Origin of the sequence: Actinoplanes sp. NPDC051470 (assembly GCF_040682035.1) — a bacterium.
Taxonomy (GTDB): Bacteria; Actinomycetota; Actinomycetes; order Mycobacteriales; family Micromonosporaceae; genus Actinoplanes.
In genome coordinates this window covers 348181-372638 of record NZ_JBFBAA010000004.1, presented here as the reverse complement: position 1 = coordinate 372638, position 24458 = coordinate 348181, and the positions used below count along the sequence as shown (strand labels likewise).

The window sequence follows — 24458 nt, the reverse complement described above, 5'->3', positions numbered from 1 at the left end:
GCGGCACGCCAAAGCGATTGACCGTTACGAGAGGCAGATACCGTGAGCACGCAGATCCTGGAGCGCCCGGAGACCAAGGATGCGGACACCGGGCCGGAGATGTTCCACTATGTGCGCAAGGAGAAGATCGCCGAGAGTGCCGTGATGGGCACCTACGTGGTCGCGCTGTGCGGGGACAAATTCCCGGTGACGAAGACCCCCAAGCCAGGTTCGCCCGTGTGCCCGGCGTGCAAAGAGATCTACGACGCCATGAAGCACTGACCAGGGACGACCCGCGCGGCGGTTGCACGCTCGATCCATGATCGGGCGGCGCCGCCGTTCGTGTGTACAAGGGCACACCGCACGCAACAACCCGCACACACGGGTCACTCTCGTTATGCTGGGTTCCGCCTCCGCCGGGTTCTCCGCGGGGGCGGTTTTGTGAGAAGGGAACGTCGCAGCTTGAGCCCGCCGCCACCGGACCTGGAGACCTTCCCGCCCCTGCGGGCCTGGCAGCGCAAGGCACTGGTGGAATACCTGCGCCGGCGCTCCCCGGACTTCATGGCGGTCGCCACACCCGGTGCCGGCAAGACCACGTTCGCGCTGCGCATCGCGGCCGAGCTGCTGGCCGACGGCACCGTCGAGGCGGTCACTGTGGTCTGCCCGACCGAACACCTGAAGACGCAGTGGGCGGTGGCCGCGGCCCGGGTCGGCATCCAGCTCGACCACTCGTTCCGCAACGCCGACGTGCACTCGTCCCGCGACTTCCACGGGGCGGTCATCACGTACGCGCAGGTCGGCATGGCGCCGGCGGTGCACCGGCGGCGGACGATGACCCGGTCGACCTTCGTCATCCTGGACGAGATCCACCACGCCGGCGACTCCCGCACCTGGGGCGACGGGGTGAAGAACGCCTTCGACGAGGCCGAGCGGCGGCTGATGCTGACCGGGACCCCGTTCCGGTCGGACGAGAACCCGATCCCCTTCGTGCTCTACGAACGGGGCCAGGACGGCCTCCAGCGCTCCCGGGCCGACTCGATCTACGGCTACTCCGACGCGCTCCGCGACGGCGTCGTGCGGCCGGTGCTGTTCATGGCCTACTCGGGGGAGACCCGGTGGCGGACCAACGCCGGCGACGAGCTGGCGGCCCGGCTGGGCGAGCCGATGACCAAGGACCTGATCGCGCAGGCCTGGCGTACCGCCCTGGACCACCGGGGCGACTGGATGCCCCAGGTGATGCGGGCGGCCGACGCGCGGCTCACCAAACTCCGAAGTCATGGCATCCCGGACGCCGGCGGCCTGGTCATCGCCAGCGACCAGCAGACCGCCCGGGCGTACGCGAAACTTCTGGAGACCATCACCGGCGAGAAGGCCGTCGTGGTCCTCTCCGACGACGCGGGAGCCTCGGAGCGGATCGCCACCTTCGCGCTCTCCGAGCAGCGCTGGATGGTCGCGGTGCGGATGGTGTCCGAGGGCGTGGACATCCCGCGGCTGGCCGTCGGCGTGTACGCCACCAGCGCCTCCACCCCGCTCTACTTCGCCCAGGCGATCGGCCGCTTCGTGCGGGCCCGCCGCCAGGGTGAGACCGCGACGGTGTTCCTGCCCAGCGTCCCCCACCTGCTCGGCCTGGCCAGCGAGATGGAGGCCCAGCGCGACCACATCCTGGGCGCGCCGAAGGACCCGGACGGCCTGGACGACGACCTGCTCGAGCGCGCGCAGCGCGAGGAGAAGGCCGACGGCGACCTCGAGAAGCAGTTCGAGGCGCTGTCCGCGACGGCCGAGCTCGACCAGGTGATCTTCGACGGCACGTCGTTCGGCATGGGCGCGCTGACCGGTACGCCCGAGGAGGAGGAATACCTCGGCCTGCCCGGTCTGCTCACCCCCGACCAGGTCACCACGCTGCTGAACCGCCGGCAGACCGAGCAGCTGAACGCCGAGAAGAAGGCGAAGCGCAACGCCCCGGCAGCCGAGGTGCCGGCGCCGCGCGAGCCGGTGATCCTGAGCGCGGGGGAGAAGCGGGTCAGCCTGCGCCGTCAGCTGAACACCCTGGTCGCGGCCCACCACCACCGCACCGGCCTGCCGCACGGCAAGATCCACGCCGAGCTGCGCCGGATCTGTGGCGGCCCACCGAGCGCCCAGGCCACGATCGAGCAGCTCGAGGAGCGCATCGCCACCGTGCAGACGCTCTAGCTTTCGCCAGGGCACGGCAAAAGGGGCGCCCACACCGAGGCGCCCCTTTGTGAAGCTCGCTTGACCGGGATTGTCAGTTGGAACTCGAGGACATCTTGTCCGCGCCACGCCAGTCGAACTCGGGATCAGCCTTGTACTGAACCGCGATCTTTACCAGGTCCTCGGCGTAGCGGTTGGCGTGGTGCCCGCAGAACACCAGTTCGCCACCACCAGCGAGGGTCAAACGGAGCTTCCCTGCTGCATTGCAGCGGTCGCACCGTTCATCGGCAGCTGTGCCGGCCAAACTTCCCGCCGGCGGCGTGAGAGTCGGGGTCATCGCCTTCCTCCTCTGGTCGTCACCGATGAACTTGTTCCTCGGTTAGTGCTCACCCATGGTGCAACATCGGTGCTCGTCGGCGCCTTCCCACTGTGCCCCGGGGGGACCCAAGTCACACGTGGTCCGGCAAGTGTTCCGTCCTCCAAGGGTGCCACGTCAACGATCTCGTCTGTACAACGGTCTGATCACCACCATGTGTTGTACGTGTGGTGACCATTCCGACACGAAAGGTTGACTAAGAACCCTAGTCCAGGTAATCCCGCAGAACCTGCGAACGGGAGGGGTGGCGCAGCTTCGACATCGTCTTGGACTCGATCTGCCGGATCCGCTCGCGCGTCACGCCGTAGACCTGCCCGATCTCGTCCAGCGTACGGGGCTGGCCGTCGGTCAGGCCGAAGCGGAGCCGGACCACGCCCGCCTCGCGCTCGGACAGCGTCTGGAGGACCTGCTGGAGCTGGTCCTGCAGCAGCGAGAAGGACACCGCGTCGACCGCGACGACGGCTTCCGAGTCTTCGATGAAGTCGCCGAGCTGGCTGTCGCCCTCGTCGCCGATGGTCTGGTCGAGCGAAATGGGCTCCCGCGCGTACTGCTGGATCTCCAGCACCTTTTCCGGCGTGATGTCCATCTCTTTGGCCAGCTCTTCCGGCGTGGGCTCGCGGCCCAGGTCTTGGAGCAGCTCACGCTGTATGCGGCCGAGCTTGTTGATGACCTCCACCATGTGCACCGGGATGCGGATGGTGCGGGCCTGGTCGGCCATGGCGCGGGTGATGGCCTGGCGGATCCACCAGGTGGCGTACGTGGAGAACTTGTAGCCCTTGGTGTAGTCGAACTTCTCGACGGCGCGGATCAGGCCGAGGTTGCCTTCCTGGATCAGGTCGAGGAAGGCCATGCCGCGGCCGGTGTAGCGCTTGGCCAGCGAGACCACGAGCCGGAGGTTGGCCTCGAGCAGGTGGTTCTTGGCCCGCTCGCCGTCGCGGCCGATCCAGCGCAGGTCGCGCTCCATCGTCCGCTCGAGCTTCTCCTCGCCCTCGTCGAAGCCGCGCAGCCGCTCGGCCGCGTAGAGCCCGGCCTCGATCCGCTTGGCCAGCTCGACCTCCTGCTCGGCGTTCAGCAGGGGGACCTTGCCGATCTGCTTGAGGTAGGCCCGGACGGAGTCGGCGGAGGCGGTCAGCTCGGCGTCACGCCGGGCCTGCTTGAGCGCCTCGGACTCTTCGTCGTCCCACTCGAAGTCGCCGTCGGTGGCCGAACTGGCGGCGTCCTTGGCGGCGGCGGTGACCAGCGCGGCCGGCTCTTCGACGACGACATCCTCGATGTCGGCGGCGAGCTCCTCGGGGTCGATCTCCTCGCCCTCGGCGGGCGGCTCGCCGTCGGCGCCCTTGGCGCCGGGAGCGGCCTTCTTGGCGGGCACGCCCTTCTTGGCCGGCGCCTTCTTGGCGGCGGCCTTCTTGGCCGGGGCGGACGCGTCGCCCTCGGCGGCGGGCGCGGCGGCCGGCGCCGCCTTCTTGGCCGGTGCGGCCTTGGCGGTGGTGGCCTTCGACGCGGGCGTCGCGGCCCGGGCGGCGGCGACCTTGCGGCGCGGCGCGGCGGCGGAGCCGTCGACGACGACCGTGACGCCGGCGTCGACCAGCGCCCGGACGATCTTCTTCGCCTGGAGCGGGGTCACCTCTGCGGACTCAACAGTCTTCGCGACCTGGGATGCCGTGATCTGCCCGCCCGCGCCCTGAGCATGGGCGATCAGGGCCTCGGTGAGGGAGCGAACGTCGGCACCGGTCTGGTGGGCTTCTGTCACGAATGACCTTCCGGAGGGCGAGAAACGGCCTGGTGCCCAGCACAGCGCACGGCGAAGAGGCTGGCCGGTGGTTGGTGGGAGCCCCCGAAATCCCGGACCCGGCCCGTCGCTGGGAGCCCGTTCATCGGTGGCAGGGGTGAATTGTAGCGCCGTCGGACGAGATCCTCCCGTCGCCGCACGCCACCGGCCCGTCGCGAGGGGTCTTGCTCCGTGCCGGCGGCAGAATGGTAATGCCAAATCACGCTCGAGGGGGCCGACATTCCCGGGACATCGACATCTGACGAGCTTTTGTCACTCGCGGTGCGGATCGCGCGCGACGCCGCCGCGACCGCGCGGCGGATGCGCGCCGAGGCGATCACCGACGTGCAGACCAAGAGCACCGACACCGATGTGGTCACCGCGGCCGACCGCGCGGTGGAACGCCAGGTGGTCGAGGCGCTGCGGGCCGAGCGGCCCGGCGACAGCGTGCTGGGCGAGGAGTACGGCGACAGCGCCGAGCCGGTGGCCGGTGCGGTCCGCTGGATCCTCGACCCGATCGACGGCACCGTGAACTACCTCTACGGGCTGCCCTCCTGGGCCGTGTCGCTGGCGGCCGAGGTGGACGGTGCCGTGGTGGCCGGCGTGGTGCACAACGCGGCCACGGGTGAGGAGTGGACGGCCACGCTGGGGGGCGGTGCCTGGCGTGTCGTAGCCGAAACCGGTCGGGCTCGGCGGCTCAGCGGCTCGGTGCGTACCGAACTGGGTCAGGCCCTGGTTGGGACCGGCTTCGGCTACGACGCGGCTCGACGGGCCCATCAGGGGGCGGTGGTGGCCGGTCTGATCACCCGGGTGCGCGACATCCGGCGGATCGGCGCCGCCTCGGTCGACCTGTGCATGGCCGCCGAGGGGATGCTGGACGCGTACTTCGAGAAGGGCCTGAACCCGTGGGACCACGCCGCGGGCGGGCTGGTCGCCACCGAGGCCGGTCTGCTGGTGTCCGGACTCGACGGTGCCCCGGCGGGCCCGGAGATGCTCATCGCCGCGCCACCGGCGCTCTGGGGGCCGCTGCACGACGCCCTCAGCGACCTGGACGCGGCCGGCGGCCCCTGATCGGCGAGGACGCCTACTTGGCGTCCTCGTCCTCCTTCTTCTTCGGGGGCGGCGGGGCGGGGCAGGCGCCCGGCGGCAGCTCGGGCTCGCTGAGCTCGACCAGCGACTGGTTGACCTCGGTGCTGGTGGCCAGCTGGCGGTACTGGTCGCCGATGATCACGTCGATCACGTCGGTGGTCCGCTTGGCGCTGTACTCCGTCTTGGCCTGGCCCAGGAAGTACGCCCGGATCAGCTGGGCGTTGCCGACCGCCTTCGGTCCGTACTGAATGATCGCGACGCGCGGGAACTTGGTCTTGCTCTCGCGCGGCGGCTGCACCTGGAAGCCGCGGTTCTTGAAGTCGTCGCTGACCCGGTCGGCCACGCCGGCGGTCTTCGTGCCGTTGAGCACCCGAATCTTGACCTCGTCGGTGTCGTCGGGGAGCGTGATGTTGGCCAGCGGCGCCCCCTTGGGACAACCGCCGTCGGCCGAGGCACCGCCCTGGGTGTCACGTACCAGCGCGACCACGACGAAAACGATCGCGGCCACGCCGAGGACGCCGATGACGACGAACGCTCGGACGCGCGCAAAGCTCATGCTGCCGGCTCCAGTAGGTATGCCTCGACGGGGAACGAGGTGAGGTTAGCGTCTGCCCGCCAACCCTGCGGAAACAGGAGATACTTCCGGCGCGCCGACGATGATCCACCCGCCCGGGACCCTACTTTGATGTCGCCTCAGTCACATCGGGAACAATGAGCCGCCTGCGTGCGTACAACCGTCCTACGGGAGCGGTAAGGTACCGCGCTCGCCGGGGCATAACCACGAGGGGGTGGAAGCGTCCCGGCGGCAGTCGCTCTCCACTGAACGGATGAGTAAGAAAAGTCCGCGCGAACCGGGAACCAGGAAGACGTCACCGGCGTTACTAACGCCAAGTGACACATCGATACAGGAGAGTGAAAACCGATGGCCACCGACTACGACGCCCCGCGTCGCGACGAGGTCGACCTCGGCGAGGACAGCCTCGAGGAGCTCAAGTCCCGCCGGGCCGACTCGCAGTCGGGCGCAGTGGACGTCGACGAGGTCGAGGTCGCGGAGAGCTTCGAGCTCCCGGGCGCTGACCTGGCCGACGAGGAACTCACCGTGAAGGTCCTGCCCATGCAGACCGACGAGTTCCGCTGTTCCCGTTGTTTCCTCGTGCATCACCGCAGCCAGCTGGCCGCGGAACGCAACGGGGATCTGATCTGCCGTGAGTGCGCCTGACCCAACGGTTTGGCGCAGGCCTGTTTGACCGGGTCTGTGCGCGGTGAAGTAGAGGACGGGGAGGACAACAATGACCACACCCGAGACCGGAGCCATGAGTCCGGACCCGTCCGAGACGCCCGCGCAGCCCGACCAGCTCGACGACGGCATCGGCAAGACGGTCGCTGAACTCGCCCGCAGCGACCTCGAGCCGGCCGGTCGCCGGCGACTGCTCGGCCGGCTCGTGGACGATGTCCGCGGTCGCGGGCTGGGCAAGGTGTTCCGGCCCAAGGCGGCGTTGCGCTGGATGGCCGACGTGGTGGGCGACATCGCTCAGCACGTGCCCATCCGGGACATCGAGACGCTGCGGGCACACTTCGACGGGCTGGACGGCGACGAACTCGCCGACCGCCTGATCCGCAACGCCGCGCGATCCACCGCCGGGATCGGCGCGGCCGGTGGCGGCGTCGCGTCGCTGCAGTGGGCTGTCACGCCGACCCTGCTGTCGGCGCCGGTGCTGCTGACCGCCGAGACGATCGCGGTCGTGTCGATCGAGCTGAAGCTGATCGGCGAGCTGCACGAGATCTACCGCCGGCCGATCACCGGGCCGGGCCCCCAGCGCGCCGCCGCCCTGCTCCAGGCCTGGGCCGGTCAGCGCGGCGTCAACCCGCTGCTGCCCGGGGTCGGGGTGGCCTCGGTGCTGGGCACGGCCGCCCGCAAGGAGCTCCAGACCACCCTGCTGAAGCGCTTCGGACGCAACCTGACCACCCTGGGACCGTTGCTGACCGGCGCCGCGGTGGCCGGCTACCTCAACCGCCGGGCCACCAACAAGCTGGGCGAGGAGCTGAAGAAAGACCTGCGCAAGGGCCGCAAGGCGTTACCGGGCGGCTGATTCCCGCAGCGCGGTGGCCAGCTCGACCGGGTGCCGCGAGCTGATCACCCAGAACGGCGTCGGGTCGGCCGGGTCGTCGAGCACGACCTGCACCGCCCCGCCGATCCAGGGGCGCTGGATCACGAAGGCCAGCGGGTGCGAGCCGACCCCGAGGGCCTCCCGTTTGCCGGCCGCGTCGAGGGCGACCACCTCACCGATCGCCGACAGCGGGAGCCGGGCGTCGTCGACCTGGAACTCGGAGCCGGTGACGGCCACCCGGAGCCGGCCCACCCAGAACATCAGGGCGAGGGCCAGCGGCAGGATCACGGCGAACGGCGCCCAGGCGCGGACGCCGCCGGCGCCCATCCAGATCTCCACGCCGACCAGCCCGCCCCCGGCCAGCCCGAGCGGCCAGGCCCACCAGGGGATGGTCAGGCGCTCGGCGTAGGTGACCGTGGCCGCGTCGGTTGTCACCCGGTGAGGGTACGGCGCGTCTTCGCTCCGGAGTGCGGCAGGATGGCATGGTAAACGCCGCTCACCCACCGACGAGAGGCCTGACGCTGTGGACGTGATGGTCCGCCGGCTCGATCCGGACCTGCCGCTGCCCGCGTACGCACACCCCGGCGACGCCGGCGCCGACCTGGTCGCCGCCGAGGACGTGGTGCTCGCGCCGGGCGAGCGCCGCCTGGTGCCGACCGGCATCGCGATCGCCCTCCCGGAGGGTTATGTCGGGCTGGTCCACCCGCGTTCCGGTCTGGCACACCGCCTCGGCGTCACGGTGCTCAACGCGCCCGGTACGGTCGACTCCGGATATCGCGGCGAGATCCTCGTGAACCTGGTCAACCATGACCCGGCCGCCACGGTCAAGATCTTCCGTGGTGACCGCATCGCCCAGTTGCTGGTGCAGCGGGTCGAGCGCGCCGCCTTCCACGTCGTCGACGAGCTGCCGGACACGGTTCGCGGCGCGGGCGGGCACGGCTCGACCGGCGGCCACCAGGCTTTCGTCACGCCCCGGCGTGCAGAGAGGTGAACCACCGATGTTCTCCCGTAAGCGGCCCCGGCACGTCCGGCAGGACGACGCCCCGCAGTCCGACGCGCTGGCGTACAGCATGACCGCCGGCGACCCGCAGAAGCCCGAGTTCGGTCCCTGGGACGAGGAGTGGGCGCCGGAGGGCGTGGCCCGGCTCGACCTGGGCAGCATGCAGATCCCGGCGGTCGAGGGCGTCGAGGTGCGGGTGCAGGCCGGTCAGGACGGCAGCGTCGAGCACGTGGTGCTGGTGTCCGGTGCGGGCGCGGTGGAGTTCGGCGTGTTCGCCGCCCCGCGTACCGACGGGATCTGGGACGAGGTCCGCGCCGAGATGCTCCAGGAGATGAAGGCGGGCGGGCTGACCGTGCGCGAGGAGCACGGGCGGTACGGCACCGAGCTGGTCGCCCAGCTGCCCGACCCGCAGGGCCAGCTGGTCGACGTGCGGTACGTCGGGGTGGACGGGCCGCGCTGGTTCGTCCGGGCCACCTTCCAGGGTCCGGTGGCGACCGACAGCGCCGTCTCGCCGGTGCTCTGGGAGTGCCTGGAGGGCCTGGTGGTGGCCCGCGACGACGAGCCGCGGCCGGTGCGTGAGCCGCTGCCCGTGCGTCTTCCGGCCGAGATGGCCGACCAGGCTCAGCAGCAGCAACCGGACTGAACTTCAAGAGCGTGAACGGCGTACCGTGAGATGATGTCGACCGAACGGACCACCGGCCTGCGCCGGTTCTTCGAGCGCCTCACGGCCTCGGAGGACGAACTGCAGGCGGAGGAGCTGCAACGGGAGAGCGCCAAGTGCGGCGCGATCCCGGCGGGTCAGTGCACCCGCGGCCAGGTGGTGTCGGTCTCCGGCCGGCTCAAGACGGTCGCCTACACGCCGCGTACCAATCTGCCGACGCTCGAGGCCGACCTCTACGACGGCAGCGACGTGGTGACCCTGGTCTTCCTCGGCCGGCGTTCGATCGCCGGGGTCGAGCCCGGGCGGCAACTCACCGCCCGCGGGCGGATAGCGATCCGGGATGAGCGCAAAGTGATCTACAACCCGTTCTACGAGCTGGAGGCGCCGCGTTGACTTCCGGGAGCGAGCCCCGACACGTCGCGCCGCCGGACGAGGGCATGGACCGGGTCGCCGAGGAGATCGTCGAGGCCCAGGACCTGCATCCGGTGTCACCCGACCAGGCGAAGGCGGACGACGAGGAGGAACCGCTCCCGTCCATGTCCGAGATGCTCTCGGAGCAGCTCGGCGGGGTGCGCGGGCTGATCGAGTCGGGCGTCCCGGTGGCGGCCTTCGTGCTGCTCAACGTCATTCTCGGCGAGAACGCGGCCGGGCTCGACAAGCGCACCGCGCTGTACTGGGCGATCGGCGGCGCGGTCGGCACGGCGGTGCTGATCGGCGTCTACCGGATCATCCGCAAGGAGCCGATCCGCCACGCGATCAACGGCATCTTCGGCATCGCCCTGGGCGCCTGGCTGGCCTGGCGGTCCGGCGAGGCCAAAGACTTCTACCTGCCCGGCATCCTGCTCAGCCTGGGCCAGGTGGTGGTGCTGATCGCCTCCGTGGTGATCCGCAAACCGATCATCGGGTACGTCTGGGGTGTGCTGGTCAACAAGGGCAGGCACGACTGGTTCGACAACCGTGAGCTGTTCCGCGCGTTCCAGTGGCTGACCCTGGTCTGGGCCGGCTCGCTGTTCATCCGGGCCGGCATCCAGGGCTGGCTCTACCTGGCCGACCAGGCCACCGCGCTGGGCGTGACCCGGGTCGTGATCAGCTGGCCGATGTACGCCGCCACGTTCGCGTTCACCGCCTGGTACATCCACCGGATCACCCGGCGCCAGGCGACCGAGGCCGACCCGGTCAGTCCGTGAGGTCGTCGGTGCCGAGGATGACCGCGCGAACCTGATCCTCCACCTCGGCGGTGCAGACGAAGATCAGCTCGTCGGCCGCCTCGAGCGGGTCGTCCGGCGTCGGCACCAGCACCCGCTTGCCGCGCAGGATCGTCACCAGGGCCGAGTCGCGGGGCAGCGGCACGTCGCGGACCGGCAGGCCCACGTAGGGCGCGTCGGCGGGCAGGGTGATCTCGACCAGGTTGGCCTCACCCTGCCGGAAGGTCATCAGCCGGACCAGGTCGCCGACCGTGACCGCCTCCTCGACCAGGGCGGCCATCAGGCGCGGCTTGCTGACCGCCACGTCCACGCCCCACTGCTCGTTGAAGAGCCACTCGTTCTCGGCCCGGTTCACCCGGGCCACCACCCGCCCGACCGCGAACTCGGTCTTGGCCAGCAGCGACACCACCAGGTTGGCCTTGTCGTCGCCGGTGGCGGCCACCACCACGTCGCAGCCGGCCAGGTCGGCCTCCTCGAGGCTGCTCACCTCGCAGGCGTCGGCGAGGACCCATTCGGCGTCCGGCACCCGTTCCGGGCGCAGCTGGCGCGGCTGGCGCTCGATGAGCATCACCTGATGCCCGTTGCCGATCAGCTCCTGGGCGATGGACCGGCCCACGTTGCCGGCCCCGGCGATGGCGATCCGCATGTCACTGGCCTCCCTGGGCGGCGGAGGAGGCGATTCCCAGCACCGATCCGACGGTGTCGTCGGTGACCAGCACGAAGACCTGGTCGCCGTCCTGGAGCACGGTGGAGGTGGTGGGCAACGAGCCGATGCCGAAGCGCATCAGGTAGGCCACCCGGGCCCCGGTGGCGTCCTCGAACCGGCCCACGGTGATGCCGACCCAGTCCCGGTGCAGCGGGGTCTCGACGATCGAGATGGAGCTGGTCGGGTCGCGGAACACCTCGACGGTGCCCTCGGGGACCAGGTGCCGGACCATCCGGTCGGCGGCCCAGCGGATGGTCGCCACGGTCGGGATGCCGAGGCGTTCGTAGACCAGGGCCCGGCGGGAGTCGTAGATCCGGGCGACGACCCGGGACACGCCGTACGTCTCGCGGGCCAGCCGGGCCGAGATGATGTTCGAGTTGTCGCCGCTGGAGACGGCGGCGAAGGCGTCGGCGCGCTCGATGTCGGCCTGGCGGAGGACGTCGCGGTCGAAGCCGATGCCGGTGACCGTGGTGCCGCTGAACTCGGCGCCCAGCCGGCGGAAGGCGTCGGCGTTCTGGTCGATCACCACCACGGTGTGTCCGCGCGCGTCGAGCTTGTGCGCGAGGGTGGACCCGAGGCGGCCACACCCCATGATCACCACGTACAACGTCGTTGCCTTCCGAAGACCCGTCCGAGCTGTCCTGGGTAGCTTGGCACGGCCCCGCCAAGCGTGTGGGCCGGGGCGGCCGACGACGCGTTCGATACCGCCGTACGCTTTGCGCTTGTGGTCAGTCCCACCTCCATCGTCAAGCGGCTGCTGGTCGGCCGGCCGTTCCGATCCGACCGGCTCCAGCACACGCTGCTGCCCAAGCGGATCGCGCTGCCGGTGTTCGCCAGCGACGCGCTCTCCAGCGTCGCCTACGCCCCGGACGAGATCCTGCTGACCCTCTCCATCGCCGGCGCGGGGGCCTATCTCTATTCACCCTGGGTGACGCTGGCGGTGGCCGTGGTGATGGTCACGGTGGTGGCCAGCTACCGGCAGAACGTGCACGCCTACCCGTCCGGCGGCGGCGACTACGAGGTCGCCACGGTCAACCTCGGTCCCCGGTTCGGCGTCGCGGTGGCCTCGGCGCTGCTGGTCGACTACATCCTCACGGTGTCGGTGTCGATCAGCGCCGGCGTGAGCAACCTGGGCTCGGTCGTGCCGTTCGTGGCCGAGCACAAGATCGGCATCGCGCTGGTCGCGGTCACCGTGCTGACCGCGCTGAACCTCCGCGGCCTGCGCGAGTCGGGCACCGCGTTCGCCGTCCCGACCTACGCGTTCATCATCGTCATGGTCGGCATGGTGCTCACCGGGCTGGTCCGGGTCTTCGTGCTCGGCCAGGACCTCCAGGCGCCCAGCGCCACGCTGCGGATCGCGGCCGAGGAGAGCCACCTCACCAGCTTCGCCTTCGTCTTCCTGCTGTTGCGAACCTTCTCGTCCGGCTGCGCGGCGCTGACCGGGGTCGAGGCGATCTCCAACGGCGTGCCGGCGTTCAAGGCGCCGAAGAGCAAGAACGCGGCGACCACGCTGCTGCTCCTGGGCAGCCTCGCGATCCTCATGCTGGTCGGCATCATCGTGCTGGCCCAGGCCACCCACCTGCAGTTCGTCGAGGACCCGACGACGCAGATCGTCGGCGGCCCGGCCGGCTACGTGCAGAAGACCGTGACCACCCAGCTCGGCGAGACCGTCTTCGGTAGCGGCTCGGTCCTGCTCTACCTGGTCGGCGCGGTGACCGCGCTGATCCTGTTCCTGGCCGCGAACACCGCCTTCAACGGCTTCCCGGTGCTCGGCTCGATCCTGGCCCAGGACCGCTACCTGCCGCGCCAGCTGCACACCCGCGGTGACCGGCTGGCCTTCAGCAACGGCATCATCTTCCTGGCGATCGTCGCGATGGTGCTGATCGTGGCGTTCGAGGCCGAGGTCACCCGGCTGATCCAGCTCTACATCGTGGGCGTGTTCGTGTCCTTCACGCTGTCCCAGGCGGGCATGATCCGGCACTGGAACCGGCTGCTGCGGACCCAGCGTGATCCGACCCGCCGGCGGCAGATGGTCCGCTCCCGGGCCATCAACTCGTTCGGCATGGTGCTCACCGGCGCGGTGCTGATCGTCGTGCTGATCACCAAGTTCCTGCTCGGCGCGTGGATCGCGATCGCGGCGATGCTGGTCATCTACGCGACCATGCTGGCCATCCGGAAGCACTACGACCGGGTCTCGGCCGAGCTCGAGCCGACCGACGAGCGTCCGGTCCTGCCGTCCCGCAACCACGCCGTCGTCCTGGTCAGCAAGGTTCACCTGCCGACGCTGCGGGCCATCGCGTACGCCCAGGCGACCCGCCCCGACACGCTGACCGCGGTCACCGTGAACGTGGACGACAAGGACACCCGCAAGATCCAGGACGAGTGGGAGCGCCGCCAGGTGCCGGTGCCGCTGGCCGTGGTCGACTCGCCGTACCGGGAGATCACCCGGCCGATCATCGACTTCGTGAAGAGCGTGCGCCGCGGCTCGCCGCGCGACGTGGTGACCGTGTTCGTGCCCGAGTACGTGGTCGGCCGGTGGTGGGAGAACCTGTTGCACAACCAGAGCGCGCTGCGGATCAAGGGGCGGCTGCTGTTCGAGCCGGGCGTGATGGTGACCAGCGTGCCCTGGCAGTTGCAGTCCAGCCAGGACAAGGACCTGGAGCGCTTCGACCGCGGGCTGAGCCAGGCGCCGCAGCGGGGCCCGCGCAGCCGCCCGCTGCCGCCGCCACCGGAACAGGATCCGGAGCCGCAGCACGAGGACGTGAAGGCGTGAATCCGGTGACCGACGACCTGGTCGAGGGCGACACCGTCGAGGTGACCGTGGGCAGCCCGGCGCACGGCGGGCACTGTGTCGCGCGGCTGGGTGGCGAGCACGGCCGGGTGGTGTTCGTCCGGCACGCGCTGCCCGGCGAGCGGGTGACCGCGGCGGTCACCGAGGTGCATCGCGGCTATCTGCGCGCCGACGCGGTCGAGGTGCACGAGCCCTCCAAGGATCGGGTGACGGCGCCGTGCGCGTACGCGAAGCCCGATCTTTGTGGTGGTTGTGATCTGCAACACGTGAGCGACACCGGGCAGCTCGACTGGAAGACCGCCGTGGTGCACGAGCAGCTCACCCGGCTGGGTGGGATGACCCCGGAGCAGATCGCCGGGGTACGCGTGGAGCGCCTGCCCGGCGGCCTGCTGGGGTGGCGGTCCCGGGTGCGCTACTCGGTGGACGCCGCCGACCGGCCGGGGCTGCTCAAGCACCGGTCGCACGAGGTGGTGGCGATCGACCGCTGCCTGATCGCGCATCCGCACATCCAGGAGCTGGATGTGCTGTCGCACCCCTGGCCGGCCGCCGAGGAGATCGACGTGGTGGCCCCGGGCATCGGGCCGGCGGTCGTCGTGGACGGCGAGGGCGAGGTGCGCGAGGCGGCGGCCGGGCGAACCTGGACGCTGCCCGCCGACGGCTTCTGGCAGGTGCACCCGGCGGCGGCCGAGACGCTGGTCGCCACGGTGCTGGAGATGCTCGACCCGCGGCCGGGGGAGACCGCCTGGGACCTCTACGGCGGGGCGGGACTGTTCGCGGCCGCGCTGGCCGGGCGGACCGGCGCCCGGGTCAGCCTGATCGAGTCGGCCCCCGAGGGCGCGGCGGCGGCCCGGACCAACCTGGCCGACCTGCCGGTGGAGGTCGTCGAGGCGAAGGTGGAGCGGGCGCTGCGCCGGCGCCGGGTCACCGGACCGGTCGACCTGGTGGTGCTCGACCCGCCGCGGTCCGGGGCGGGCGCCGAGGTGGTGCACGCGGTGGCCGCCGCCGGTCCGCGGGCGATCGCCTACGTGGCCTGCGACCCGGCGGCGCTCGGCCGGGACATCGGAACGTTCGCGGAGCTCGGCTGGACGGCAACCGAGATCCGCGCGTACGACTGCTTCCCGATGACCCGGCACATCGAATGCGTGGCCCTGCTGACCCCTACGCGCTGACCGGCTCGTCGCGCTTGGGCGGCGCCGGCGGCTCCTCCCCGCCCGGCGCTTCGTCCCCGCTGTGCGCCTCGTCCGAGAACGTCGACTCGTCGAACGGGTCCTCGCCGCTGAACACGCGTTCCGCCTGCACCGGGTCGAACTCGCCGGTCCACTTGCCGACCAGCACCGTGGCGACCGAGTTGCCGGCGAAGTTGGTCAGCGCCCGGGCCTCGGACATCAGCCGGTCGATGCCGACGATCAGGCCGACGCCGGGCACCAGGTCGGGGCGGTGGCTCTGCAGGCCGCCGGCCAGCGTGGCCAGGCCCGCGCCGGTGACGCCGGCCGCGCCCTTGGAGGCGATGATCATGAAGGCGAGCAGGCCGATCTGCTGCCCGATGGACATCGGCTTGTCCATCGCGTCGGCGATGAACAGCGAGGCCATGGTCAGGTAGATGGCCGTGCCGTCCAGGTTGAACGAGTACCCGGTCGGCACCACGATGCCCGCCACCGGCCGGCTGACGCCCAGATGGCCCATCTTCGCGATCAGCCGCGGCAGGGCCGACTCGGACGACGACGTGGACAGGATCAGCAGGAACTCCCGGGCCAGGTACTTGAACAGCCGGAACACGTTCATCTGGGCGACCAGCCGGAGCAGCAGGCCGAGGATCACGAACACGAAGATCGCGCAGGTGATGTAGAAGCCGACCATGATCGTGAAGAGGCTCTTCAGCGCGTCGAAGCCGGTCGCGCCGACCACCGCGGCCATCGCGCCGAACGCCCCGATCGGGGCCAGCCACATGATCATCGCGAGGATCTTGAAGACCACCCGCTGGACGGCCTGGATGCCGCGGATGACCGGTTCGCCCCGCGCGCCGAGCGCCTGCACGGCGAAGCCGACCAGGAGCGCCACCAGCAGGGCCTGGAGCACCTCGCCGGAGGTCAGTGACGAGAACAGGGTGTCGGGGATGATGCCGAGGATGAAGTCGGTGGTGCCCTTGGCGTCCTCGGCCACCTGGGCCTTGCCGGTCTCGGCCAGCGCGTCGGTCAGGTGCAGGCCGGCGCCCGGCTTGAGGATGTTGCCGACGACCAGACCGATGGCCAGGGCGACCGTCGACATGATCAGGAAGTAGCCCAGGGCCAGGCCACCCACCTTGCCGACCTGCGCCGCCCGGCGGATGGAACCGACACCGAGGACGATCGTGCAGAAGATGACCGGGGCGATCATCATTTTGATCAGGTTGACGAAACCGGTACCGAGGGGACGGAGTTCCTTGCCGAATTCCGGGAAGAGAAAGCCGACCGCGATGCCCAGGGCCATCGCGATGAGCACCGCGATGTAGAGCCAGTGGGAGCGGTCACGACGGCGCGGTGGCGCCGTTGATTCGACGGTCATCCACGGTTTCTAACGTATTACTCGACCCCGGTCCATGTGTAGATCGTGTGCAGGTTCAGGTGACCATGGTTGTCGGGCGGATGCGGGCGGGCGCAGCGCCGATAGACTCGGGTGTCATGAGCGAAGCCCTCCCCACTCCGTACGGCCTGCTCGGCTCGATCACCGCTCCGGGCGATCTCAAGCGCCTCAGCGGTGAGCAGTTGACCCTGCTCGCGGCCGAGATCCGTGACTTCCTGGTGGCCAAGGTGTCCCGCACCGGCGGCCACCTCGGTCCCAACCTGGGCGTGGTGGAGCTGACGCTCGCGCTGCACCGGGTCTTCGACTCGCCCCGCGACCGCATCCTGTTCGACACCGGCCACCAGGCCTACGTGCACAAGATGGTGACCGGCCGGCAGGGCGGCTTCGACCTGCTCCGCCAGCGCGGTGGCCTGTCCGGCTACCCGAGCCAGGCCGAGAGCGAGCACGACCTGATCGAGAACTCGCACGCGTCCACCGCGCTGTCGTACGCGGACGGCATCTCCAAGGCGTTCGCGTTGCGCGGCGAAGAACGGCACACGGTGGCCGTGGTCGGCGACGGCGCGCTGACCGGCGGCATGTGCTGGGAGGCGCTCAACAACATCGCGGCGGCCAAGAACCGCCTGGTCATCGTGGTCAACGACAACGGCCGCTCGTACGCGCCGACGATCGGCGGCCTGGCCGACCACCTGGCCACGCTGCGCCTCAACCCCGGCTACGAGCGGGTTCTCGACCTGGTCAAGGACGCGCTGGGGTCGACGCCGATCGTGGGTCGCCCGGCCTACGAGGTGCTGCACGCGGTCAAGCGCGGCATCAAGGACGCGGTCAGCCCGCAGCCGATGTTCGAGGATCTCGGGCTCAAGTACGTCGGCCCGGTCGACGGCCACGACCAGCAGGCCATGGAGTCGGCCCTGCGCAAGGCCAAGGGCTTCAACCAGCCGGTCATCGTGCACGCGGTGACCCGCAAGGGCTACGGCTACCGCCCGGCCGAGCAGGACGAGGCCGACTGCCTGCACGGTCCGGGCGCGTTCGACCCGCAGACCGGCGCGCTCACCGCCAAGCCCTCGGTGAAGTGGACCAACGTCTTCGCCGAGGAACTGGTCGCGATCGCCGACGAGCGGCCGGACATCGTCGGCATCACCGCCGCCATGGCCGAGCCGACCGGCATCGCCAAGCTGGCCGCCAAACACCCGGAGCGGGTCTACGACGTCGGCATCGCCGAGCAGCACGCGATCACCAGCGCGGCCGGTCTGGCGATGGGCGGTATGCACCCGGTCGTCGCGGTCTACGCCACGTTCCTCAACCGGGCCTTCGACCAGGTGCTGCTCGACGTGGCGATGCACCGGCTGCCGGTGACGATCGTGCTCGACCGGGCCGGCGTCACCGGGCCGGACGGGCCGAGCCACTACGGCATCTGGGACCTGAGCGTCTTCGGCGTGGTGCCGGGCCTGCGGATCGCCGCGCCCCGCGACGCCGCCACCCTGCGTGAGGAGGTGCGCGAGGCGGTCGCCGTCGAGGACGGCCCGACGATCGTGCGCTTCCCGACCGGCTCGGTGGCCGCCGACCTGCCCGCGCTGCGCCGGGTCGGCCCGGTCGACGTGCTCCGCGAAGACGATCGCAAGGACGTGCTGCTGGTCGCCGTGGGCGCGTTCGCCGCGCTGGGCATGCAGGCGGCCGAGCGGATCGCCGAGCAGGGGTACGGCGTGACGGTGGTCGACCCGCGCTGGGTCCGCCCGGTCCCGATCGAGATCGCCGGCCTGGCCCGCGCCCACCGCATGGTCGTGACGCTGGAAGACGGCGTGCGCGCCGGTGGCGTCGGTGACGCGGTGGCGGCCGCCCTGCGCGACGCCGGCGTGCGGGCGCCGCTGCGCGACTTCGCGGTGCCGCCGGGCTTCCACCCGCACGGCACCCGGTCCGAGATCTTGGCCGCGCTGGGCCTCACCCCGCAGGAGATCGCGCTCGCGGTGACCGAGTCGGTCTCCCAGCTGGAGGCCGAGCACGCCCCGCTCTGATCGGAAAGTCCCGACGGGCGGTTTCGTTATCCAGCCGTTACCTTTATGGCATGGCGGTTGAGACCTTCGGCGAGAACACGATTGTCATCGATCTTGGCCTGGACCGCGGCGAGCCGGAGACCTACCGCCGGCCGACCCGGTCCACGGTGGCGCCGTGGTTCGCGCCGCTGATGGTGGCGCTGGCCGTGCTGGCGGTGGCCGGCCCGTCCGCGCCACCGTCCCCGTCGCCGCTCTCGCCGGTGCTCAGCCTGCGGGTCGCGCCCGCCGACACGTACGCGCTGACCGACAACAACGAGCTCCTCGCGCAGACCCAGGGCACCCTGGCCGCCTATGACCTGGCGACCGGGGCGCGGCGCTGGCAGATCGCGTCCGACCGGCCCACCTACCGGCTGCGGACCGCCAACGGGCTGGTGCTCATGCGGCCGTGGACCTCGTACGGCCCCGGCCAGCCCAACACCACCGCGCTCTCGCTGGCCACCGGGCTCACCCGCTGGAAGCACGACGGCACCGTGATGAACCTGGCCGGCAGCGAGGCCATGCTCGGCGTGTACGCGGTGCGCAGCGGCGGCACCAACCGCCGGGTCCAGGGCCCGGTCCAATCCCTCCAGCCGGTCGACGGCACCGTGCTCTGGGAGGTCGACGTGCCCGGCACCGCGGTGCTGCTGGGCGTGCCCGGCCCCGGCGACGCGGGCACCCGGATGCTGCTCGTGCACGACGACCGCACGGCCGTCGTGCACGACCTCGCCACCGGCGAGAAGCTCGCCTCGGCCGAGCTGCCCGCGGCCAACTACGGCCCGGAGAACCCGGCCGTCTCCGGCGGCCTCGTCCTGCTGCGGCACCTCGGCCGGTACGGCGCCGTGGTCTCCGCCTACGACCCGGTCACCCTGCAACGGCTCTGGCAACGGTCCGCCGACAAGGTCTACGAGGTGCGCGACTGCGGCCCGGTGGCCTGCCTGAACTCCCCGGAGGGCATCCGCGGCATCGACCCGGCCACCGGCCAGGAACGCTGGTTCCAGGCCGGCTGGCGCAGCGTCGAGCAGCGGGGGGCGCTGACCCTGGCCTACGGGACGGCCGACGGCGGCGCCGACCCGGCCGGCATCATCGACCCGGCGACCGGGCGGGTCCTCACCGACCTGCACGGCTGGCGGGTGGTCGGCGGGAGCGCCGGCGGCCACCTGCTGGTGACGCGGGACGTCGAAGCCGGTGCACGTACGATGGTCGCCGTCGCGGAGCCGGGACTGTCCAGTCCGCGACCGCTGGCCGATCTGCCGCCGGGCACCGGTGACTGTCAGGCCGCGCCCGGCCGGCTGGTGTGCCGGTCGACCTCGGGCGAGCTGGTCGTCTGGGCGTACCAGTTGAAGGAGTGACCCCGGTGGCGGTGATCGAGCTCGATCCGTCGCGCGAGACGCCGCTCAGCCCGGCCCGCCCCCCGCTGCACATCTTCCGCCCGGCCGGTCTCGTCGTCGCCGTCGTGCTGCTGCTCGCCCTGGGCGGCGCCGCGCCCGCGGCCACGACCATGTGGCGGTCGATCGGCTCGATCCCGCTGGCCACCGAGGGCACCTTCACGCCGGCCGGCGACCGCATCGTCACGCTGGCCGACACCGACCAGGCCCGGGTGCTCACCGCCTGGCAGCAGGATCCCCCGCGCCGCCTCTGGACCGCCTCGCTGCCCGCGAGCGAGCCGCCGGACGGTGTCGTGCTCACCGCCGGCAACTGGCTCTTCGCCGAGGGCGACACCCTGATGGTGCCGCAGTCCGACTACAGCACCGTCGCGGTCGACCTCCGGTCCGGGCAGACCCGCTACACCCTGCGCAACCGGGTCGAGCCCGCGCTGCCGGGGGTCGGCCTGATCCGCCGGACGATCTTCCGGCCCGGCGCCGCCAACGACCCCGGCTCCGACGCGGACGGCATGCTGCACATCGGCGACGACGGCCGGCCCTACCACGAGCCGCCCCAGCGCACCGAGGTGAGCGGCATCGATCTGGGGACGGGACGCGCGCTGTGGCGGCTGCCCGTCCGCGGCGCTGCCGTCACCCGGATGGTCGGCGCCTCGTTGCTGGTCGTCTCGGACGACCGGCTCCAGGAGGTCGACGCGACGACCGGGCGGGTGCTCCGGGAACAGGAGTCGGCCGGGGGCGGCTGGGTCGACATCGTCGGTGGTCTCGCGGTGGTCTTCGGCGCCCGGACGACCACGGCCTACGACCTCGCGACCCTCACGCCACGCTGGCACACGCCGACCGGGCCGCTGAGCGACACCGCCACCGGCGCCCGCTGCGACGGCGTGGTCTGCCGCCGCTCGGAGACCGGGGCCGAGGTGATCGACCCGGCCACCGGCGCCACCCGCTGGCGGACCGGACGCGAGGCCAGCCTGCGCCCGCAGGGCTCGTCGCTGATCGAGTACGACAGCGTCTCCCAGCGTCCGCTGCGCGTGGTCGACGCCGCCTCCGGCCGGCCGACCGCCGACCTGCGGAGCTGGCAGACGCTCAGCTCGCTCGGCACCCTCGAGACATTGCTCTCCCGGGTCGAGCCGGGCGGGAAACGGATGAGCTTCGCGGTGGTCCGGGCCGGGCAGATCCAGCCCCTCGGGTACGCCGACGTCATCGTCCGCGACTGCCGGGCCGGCGACGGTCTCGTGGTCTGCCGCCACGACGAGGGCATCGAGCTGTTCGCCTACCGCGCCTAGCGCCGGTCGAGCCCAGCGCCCATCGCTCCCAGCGCCTATCGCCCGGGTCGCCCTGAGCGCACAATCGAGCCGTGGGCGAGACGCTGATCGATCTCGGGATGGTGACGCGGACCGTGCGGGTGGCGGCCGCGCCCGACCCGCTGCGCCTCCGGCGGCCCCTCGGCGCCCTGATCGCCCTGATCCTGGTCGCGCTCTGCACCGGGGCCGCGCACCGCGAGCCGCCGCCCCCACCGCGGGTGGTGGCGGCCGGGCTCGGCGACATGACCTTCGTCTCGGCCGACCGGCTCTTCGTGGTCGAGGCCGGCCCGTTCCCGCCCGGCGCCCCGGCCACCGACCGGGTCATCAACGAGTACGCGCTGCCCGCCGGCCGGCTGATCTCCCGCACCACGGCCTCGGTCACCGGGGCGATCATCAGCGTGCTCGCCGCCGGGCCGCTGATCCTGATCTCGTACCAGGTGGACAGCCTGGACACGGACGCGACGGTGGCGCTCGAGGCCGGCACCCACCGGGCCCTCTGGCGGCGGCCGGCCCGGCTGCTCAGCATGTCGCCGGACGACGGGATCGTGCTGCTCCGCGAGAACAACCCGCGGCCCGGGCCACGCGCCTGGTACGGCGTCGACCTGGCCACCGGCAACCTCCGGTGGACCGTCGAGGAACCGCGGCGCGGCTTCACCGTCGCGTCCGGGCTGGGGCCGGGCGGCTTCCCGGCCATGCTGGTGTCGGCCACCGACACGGGTGAGCTGAGCGTCCGGGACACCCGTACCGGAGACCTCACCGCGCGGGCGACCACCCGCGTGCGGGACCGGCCCGCCGGCGCCGACGTGCCGATCTGGCCCGCCGGCGACCTGGTCCTGGTCGGCGAGCCGCGCGGGACCACCGCCTACCGCCTGCCCGGCCTGAGCGAGGCGTGGCACAGCGACGTCGACCTCTCCGGGCGCTGGGTGCAGAACGACTGCGACACCGGCATCTGCTCGCTGAGCTGGCAGGGCGGGCTCTGGTGGCTGGATCGAGAGACCGGGGTGCGGCGCTGGATCGCCGACCGGTGGAACTACGCCGACCAGGCCGGGCACTACCTGCTGGCCACCGGCAACGAACCGGGGGAGCGTGGCCGGGTGGTGTCCGTGCTCGACCCGGACACCGGTCAGGTCCGCGGTGACTTCGGCCGGTGGCACTCGGTCGGCGCGGCGGACGCCGACGGGATGGTGGTCGGGCTGCGCGAGCACCTGATCGACGACACCGTCTACTACGCCCGGCTCGACCCGGCCACCATGCGGATCCACGTGCTGGGCACGGCCGACCACGTGTCCGGCGACTGCCACACCACGATCGAGGTGCTGGTGTGCCGCCGGATCGACGCGTCGGTCGGGCTTTGGTCGCTGAAGTAGCCTGCACTTGGTCAGCGGGTTTCGCTGGTGAACGGCGGATCGGGAGGCGCGGACGTGCGCGTGCTGGTGGTGGAGGACGAGCGGAACCTGTGCGACGCGATCGCGCGTGGGTTGCGGCGCAAGGGGATGGCGGTCGACGTCGCGTACGACGGGCTGACCGGCCATGAGATGGCCTACGTGACCCGGTACGACGTGGTCGTGCTGGACCGGGACCTACCCGGGATGCACGGCGACGAGATCTGCAAGGCGCTGGTCGCCTCCGGGGCGCTGACCCGGGTGCTGATGCTGACCGCCAGCGGCACGGTCACCGACAAGGTCGAGGGCCTGCAGCTCGGCGCCGACGACTACCTGCCCAAGCCGTTCGCCTTCGACGAGCTGGTCGCCCGGGTGCAGGCGCTCGGCCGCCGGGCCACGCCGGTCGCGCCGCCGGTGCTCACGGTGGGCAACCTGGTGCTCGACCAGACCCGCCGGGTGGTCTCCCGCGGTGGCGCCCCGATCGACCTCACCAACAAGGAGTTCGGGGTGCTCGAGGAGCTGCTCAAGGCCCGCGGCGGCGTGGTGTCCAGCGAGGAGTTGCTGGAACGGGTCTGGGACGCCAACACCGACCCGTTCACCACCACGGTGCGGGTGACCATGATGACGTTGCGGAAGAAGGTCGGCGACCCGCCGCTGATCGAGACCGTGGTCGGCGCCGGCTACCGGGTGCCCGAACCGGTCGTGGTCACCCCCGGCGGCTCGGCGTGACCGTCTACCTGGGTCGCAACCAGCCGCGGAACTGGCTGCGGCCGACCCTGCGGCTCCGGCTCACGCTGCTCAACGGCATCCTGCTGGTCGGTGCCGGCGCGATCCTGGTGCTGCTGGCCTGGCTGCTGGTCGGTGACGCGCTGCACCCGGCCGACGAGCTCAAGGCCGGCACCCAGGTGGTGCTCAACGACGGCCGTACCCTCGACGCCCTCTACTGGCAGCGTGAGCTGGTCGACCGGGCGTCGCAGGAGCTGCTGGTCAAGGGGCTGGTCGCGCTGTTCGCGATCGGCATGATCGGCATCGCCGGGGCGTACGCGGTGGCCGGTCGGGCCCTGCGCCCGCTGCACAACGTCACCGCGACCGCCCAGCGGCTCGGCGAGGAGACCCTCGACCAGCGGATCCGCTACGCCGGCGCGGACGACGAGGTGGCCGAGCTGGCCCGCACCTTCGACGCGATGCTGGACCGGCTGGCCGGCGCGTTCGAGTCACAGAAGCGGTTCGTGGCCAACGCGTCGCATGAGTTGCGTACCCCACTCGCCGTGATGCGCACCGAGATCGACGTGACCCTCAGCGACGACGAGGCCGACGTGGCCGAGTACCGGCGGATGGCCAAGGTCGTCCGCAACGCCTCGGAACGGGCCAACGGCCTGGTCGACGCCCTCCTGGTGCTCGCACGCAGCGAGGCGCAGTCCGGCCGCCGCCTGGTCCGCAAGGTTCCGGCCGACCTGGCGACCTCGGTCTACAACGCGCTGTCCGCGGTGAAGGCCGAGGCCGAGCGCATGAAACTCCAGGTCGAGACCGACCTGCAGGCGGCGCCGGTTGTCGGCGACCCGAGCCTGCTCGACCGCCTGGCCGGCAACCTGATCGAGAACGCGATCCGCTACAACCACCTGATGGGCAAGCTCTGGCTGCGCACCACGACGGTGGACGGCCAGGCCCGGCTGGTCGTCGGCAACACCGGGTACGAGGTGGAGCCGGTCGACGTGCCGGGCCTGTTCGAGCCGTTCCGCCGGGGCGGCTGGGAGCGCACCGGGTCGCGCGGTTCCGGGCTGGGCCTGTCGATCGTCCGGGCGGTGTGCGACGCCCACGGCGGGACCGTGTCGGCGGTCGCTCAGCAGGGCGGTGGCCTGGAGATCACCGTGTCCCTGCCGGGCGCCGACAAGACCCCGGTGGTCGCCGCCACCGCGTCCGTACCCAAGCCCAAGGTTTCTTCTTCCTAGGCCGGA

24 protein-coding genes are annotated in these 24458 nt (G+C 71.4%); 17 read left to right on the top strand and 7 right to left on the bottom strand.

Annotation, left to right across the window (positions count from 1 at the left end):
• The first annotated feature begins 42 nt into the window (after window positions 1-42).
• Window positions 43-261, top strand: a complete 219-nt coding sequence (locus AB0M54_RS10885) for a DUF3039 domain-containing protein (RefSeq protein ID WP_364315712.1) — start codon at window positions 43-45, stop codon at window positions 259-261.
• A gap of 180 nt (window positions 262-441) precedes the next feature.
• Complete coding sequence (locus AB0M54_RS10880; RefSeq protein ID WP_364470376.1) at window positions 442-2169, top strand: DEAD/DEAH box helicase; 1728 nt, start codon at window positions 442-444, stop codon at window positions 2167-2169.
• A 73-nt stretch (window positions 2170-2242) separates the two neighbouring features.
• On the opposite strand, the gene AB0M54_RS10875 is transcribed toward AB0M54_RS10880, so the two are convergent.
• On the bottom strand, window positions 2243-2485 hold the full coding sequence (locus AB0M54_RS10875) for a hypothetical protein (RefSeq protein ID WP_364315716.1): 243 nt from the start codon (window positions 2483-2485) through the stop codon (window positions 2243-2245).
• A gap of 244 nt (window positions 2486-2729) precedes the next feature.
• Window positions 2730-4274, bottom strand: coding sequence for an RNA polymerase sigma factor (locus AB0M54_RS10870; protein WP_364315718.1), 1545 nt, complete (start codon window positions 4272-4274; stop codon window positions 2730-2732).
• A 258-nt stretch (window positions 4275-4532) separates the two neighbouring features.
• Between AB0M54_RS10870 and AB0M54_RS10865 the strand changes: the two genes are divergently transcribed.
• Window positions 4533-5363, top strand: coding sequence for an inositol monophosphatase family protein (locus AB0M54_RS10865; RefSeq protein ID WP_364470439.1), 831 nt, complete (start codon window positions 4533-4535; stop codon window positions 5361-5363).
• 13 nt (window positions 5364-5376) lie between these two features.
• On the opposite strand, the gene AB0M54_RS10860 is transcribed toward AB0M54_RS10865, so the two are convergent.
• On the bottom strand, window positions 5377-5937 hold the full coding sequence (locus AB0M54_RS10860; protein WP_364315721.1) for a LytR C-terminal domain-containing protein: 561 nt from the start codon (window positions 5935-5937) through the stop codon (window positions 5377-5379).
• Window positions 5938-6303: 366 nt separating this feature from the next.
• Here AB0M54_RS10860 and AB0M54_RS10855 point away from each other — a divergent pair, with 366 nt between their 5' ends.
• Both AB0M54_RS10855 and AB0M54_RS10850 read left to right on the top strand, forming a co-directional pair.
• A complete protein-coding gene (locus AB0M54_RS10855) occupies window positions 6304-6600 on the top strand; it encodes a DUF4193 domain-containing protein (protein ID WP_285683063.1) in 297 nt (98 codons plus the stop codon).
• Between the two features lie 94 nt (window positions 6601-6694).
• Window positions 6695-7471 carry a hypothetical protein gene (locus AB0M54_RS10850; protein WP_364470437.1) on the top strand — a complete coding sequence of 259 codons (777 nt, stop codon included), beginning with the start codon at window positions 6695-6697 and terminating at the stop codon, window positions 7469-7471.
• Here the strand turns inward: AB0M54_RS10850 and AB0M54_RS10845 are convergent.
• Entirely contained in the window at window positions 7457-7924 is a 468-nt protein-coding gene (locus tag AB0M54_RS10845) for a DUF3093 domain-containing protein (protein ID WP_364470374.1), read from the bottom strand. The two genes, AB0M54_RS10850 and AB0M54_RS10845, sit on opposite strands and share 15 nt — an antisense overlap.
• A 97-nt stretch (window positions 7925-8021) precedes the next feature.
• Here AB0M54_RS10845 and dut point away from each other — a divergent pair, with 97 nt between their 5' ends.
• From dut to AB0M54_RS10825, 4 genes are read left to right on the top strand one after another with little or no spacing between them, the layout of a single operon-like run.
• On the top strand, window positions 8022-8480 hold the full coding sequence (gene dut, locus AB0M54_RS10840) for a dUTP diphosphatase (protein WP_364470435.1): 459 nt from the start codon (window positions 8022-8024) through the stop codon (window positions 8478-8480).
• Between the two features lie 7 nt (window positions 8481-8487).
• Window positions 8488-9132, top strand: a complete 645-nt coding sequence (locus tag AB0M54_RS10835) for a DUF3710 domain-containing protein (RefSeq protein ID WP_364470372.1) — start codon at window positions 8488-8490, stop codon at window positions 9130-9132.
• Window positions 9133-9162: 30 nt separating this feature from the next.
• Window positions 9163-9543, top strand: a complete 381-nt coding sequence (locus AB0M54_RS10830; RefSeq protein WP_364315728.1) for an OB-fold nucleic acid binding domain-containing protein — start codon at window positions 9163-9165, stop codon at window positions 9541-9543.
• Window positions 9540-10337 (top strand): DUF3159 domain-containing protein, encoded by a 798-nt coding sequence (locus AB0M54_RS10825; protein ID WP_364315731.1) that lies wholly within the window; start codon window positions 9540-9542, stop codon window positions 10335-10337. Before AB0M54_RS10830 ends, AB0M54_RS10825 begins: the two co-directional genes overlap by 4 nt.
• On the opposite strand, the gene AB0M54_RS10820 is transcribed toward AB0M54_RS10825, so the two are convergent.
• Together AB0M54_RS10820 and AB0M54_RS10815 are read right to left on the bottom strand one after the other, a co-directional pair.
• Window positions 10327-11001 carry a TrkA family potassium uptake protein gene (locus AB0M54_RS10820; protein ID WP_364315734.1) on the bottom strand — a complete coding sequence of 225 codons (675 nt, stop codon included), beginning with the start codon at window positions 10999-11001 and terminating at the stop codon, window positions 10327-10329. The genes AB0M54_RS10825 and AB0M54_RS10820 overlap by 11 nt on opposite strands.
• Window position 11002: 1 nt before the next feature.
• Window positions 11003-11668 (bottom strand): TrkA family potassium uptake protein, encoded by a 666-nt coding sequence (locus AB0M54_RS10815; protein ID WP_364315737.1) that lies wholly within the window; start codon window positions 11666-11668, stop codon window positions 11003-11005.
• 117 nt (window positions 11669-11785) lie between these two features.
• On the opposite strand from AB0M54_RS10815, the gene AB0M54_RS10810 reads away from it, so the two are divergent.
• Both AB0M54_RS10810 and AB0M54_RS10805 read left to right on the top strand, forming a co-directional pair.
• Entirely contained in the window at window positions 11786-13834 is a 2049-nt protein-coding gene (locus AB0M54_RS10810; protein ID WP_364315739.1) for an APC family permease, read from the top strand.
• Between the two features lie 5 nt (window positions 13835-13839).
• Window positions 13840-15021: a TRAM domain-containing protein gene (locus AB0M54_RS10805; protein ID WP_364317139.1), complete on the top strand. Its 1182-nt coding sequence runs from the start codon at window positions 13840-13842 to the stop codon at window positions 15019-15021.
• Here the strand turns inward: AB0M54_RS10805 and AB0M54_RS10800 are convergent.
• Complete coding sequence (locus AB0M54_RS10800; RefSeq protein ID WP_364315741.1) at window positions 15011-16393, bottom strand: cation:dicarboxylase symporter family transporter; 1383 nt, start codon at window positions 16391-16393, stop codon at window positions 15011-15013. The two genes, AB0M54_RS10805 and AB0M54_RS10800, sit on opposite strands and share 11 nt — an antisense overlap.
• 116 nt (window positions 16394-16509) lie before the next feature.
• Here AB0M54_RS10800 and dxs point away from each other — a divergent pair, with 116 nt between their 5' ends.
• The 6 genes from dxs to AB0M54_RS10770 all read left to right on the top strand — a co-directional run bounded on the left by dxs (window position 16510) and on the right by AB0M54_RS10770 (window position 24452).
• Window positions 16510-18420, top strand: a complete 1911-nt coding sequence (gene dxs, locus AB0M54_RS10795; RefSeq protein WP_364315744.1) for a 1-deoxy-D-xylulose-5-phosphate synthase — start codon at window positions 16510-16512, stop codon at window positions 18418-18420.
• Between the two features lie 50 nt (window positions 18421-18470).
• A complete protein-coding gene (locus tag AB0M54_RS10790; RefSeq protein ID WP_364315747.1) occupies window positions 18471-19787 on the top strand; it encodes a PQQ-binding-like beta-propeller repeat protein in 1317 nt (438 codons plus the stop codon).
• A 5-nt stretch (window positions 19788-19792) separates the two neighbouring features.
• The gene (locus AB0M54_RS10785) at window positions 19793-21103 is read left to right on the top strand and encodes a PQQ-binding-like beta-propeller repeat protein (protein WP_364470370.1); all 1311 of its coding nucleotides are present in this window, start codon (window positions 19793-19795) and stop codon (window positions 21101-21103) included.
• A gap of 71 nt (window positions 21104-21174) precedes the next feature.
• Window positions 21175-22488, top strand: a complete 1314-nt coding sequence (locus tag AB0M54_RS10780; protein ID WP_364315752.1) for a hypothetical protein — start codon at window positions 21175-21177, stop codon at window positions 22486-22488.
• Between the two features lie 54 nt (window positions 22489-22542).
• A complete protein-coding gene (locus tag AB0M54_RS10775; RefSeq protein WP_364315755.1) occupies window positions 22543-23232 on the top strand; it encodes a response regulator transcription factor in 690 nt (229 codons plus the stop codon).
• Complete coding sequence (locus AB0M54_RS10770) at window positions 23229-24452, top strand: HAMP domain-containing sensor histidine kinase (RefSeq protein ID WP_364315757.1); 1224 nt, start codon at window positions 23229-23231, stop codon at window positions 24450-24452. The genes AB0M54_RS10775 and AB0M54_RS10770 overlap by 4 nt, the downstream gene beginning before the upstream one ends.
• Window positions 24453-24458 lie beyond the last annotated feature (6 nt).

Bases quoted from the DNA above. Each gene is read 5' to 3' on its own strand.
- AB0M54_RS10875 (WP_364315716.1), bottom strand. From the start codon at position 2,485: ATGACCCCGACTCTCACGCCGCCGGCGGGAAGTTTGGCCGGCACAGCT.
- dut (WP_364470435.1), top strand. From the start codon at position 8,022: ATGGTCCGCCGGCTCGATCCGGACCTGCCGCTGCCCGCGTACGCACAC.
- AB0M54_RS10860 (WP_364315721.1), bottom strand. From the start codon at position 5,937: ATGAGCTTTGCGCGCGTCCGAGCGTTCGTCGTCATCGGCGTCCTCGGC.
- dxs (WP_364315744.1), top strand. From the start codon at position 16,510: ATGAGCGAAGCCCTCCCCACTCCGTACGGCCTGCTCGGCTCGATCACC.
- AB0M54_RS10850 (WP_364470437.1), top strand. From the start codon at position 6,695: ATGAGTCCGGACCCGTCCGAGACGCCCGCGCAGCCCGACCAGCTCGAC.
- AB0M54_RS10855 (WP_285683063.1), top strand. From the start codon at position 6,304: ATGGCCACCGACTACGACGCCCCGCGTCGCGACGAGGTCGACCTCGGC.
- AB0M54_RS10820 (WP_364315734.1), bottom strand. From the start codon at position 11,001: ATGCGGATCGCCATCGCCGGGGCCGGCAACGTGGGCCGGTCCATCGCC.
- AB0M54_RS10830 (WP_364315728.1), top strand. From the start codon at position 9,163: ATGATGTCGACCGAACGGACCACCGGCCTGCGCCGGTTCTTCGAGCGC.
- AB0M54_RS10790 (WP_364315747.1), top strand. From the start codon at position 18,471: ATGGCGGTTGAGACCTTCGGCGAGAACACGATTGTCATCGATCTTGGC.
- AB0M54_RS10835 (WP_364470372.1), top strand. From the start codon at position 8,488: ATGTTCTCCCGTAAGCGGCCCCGGCACGTCCGGCAGGACGACGCCCCG.
- AB0M54_RS10800 (WP_364315741.1), bottom strand. From the start codon at position 16,393: ATGACCGTCGAATCAACGGCGCCACCGCGCCGTCGTGACCGCTCCCAC.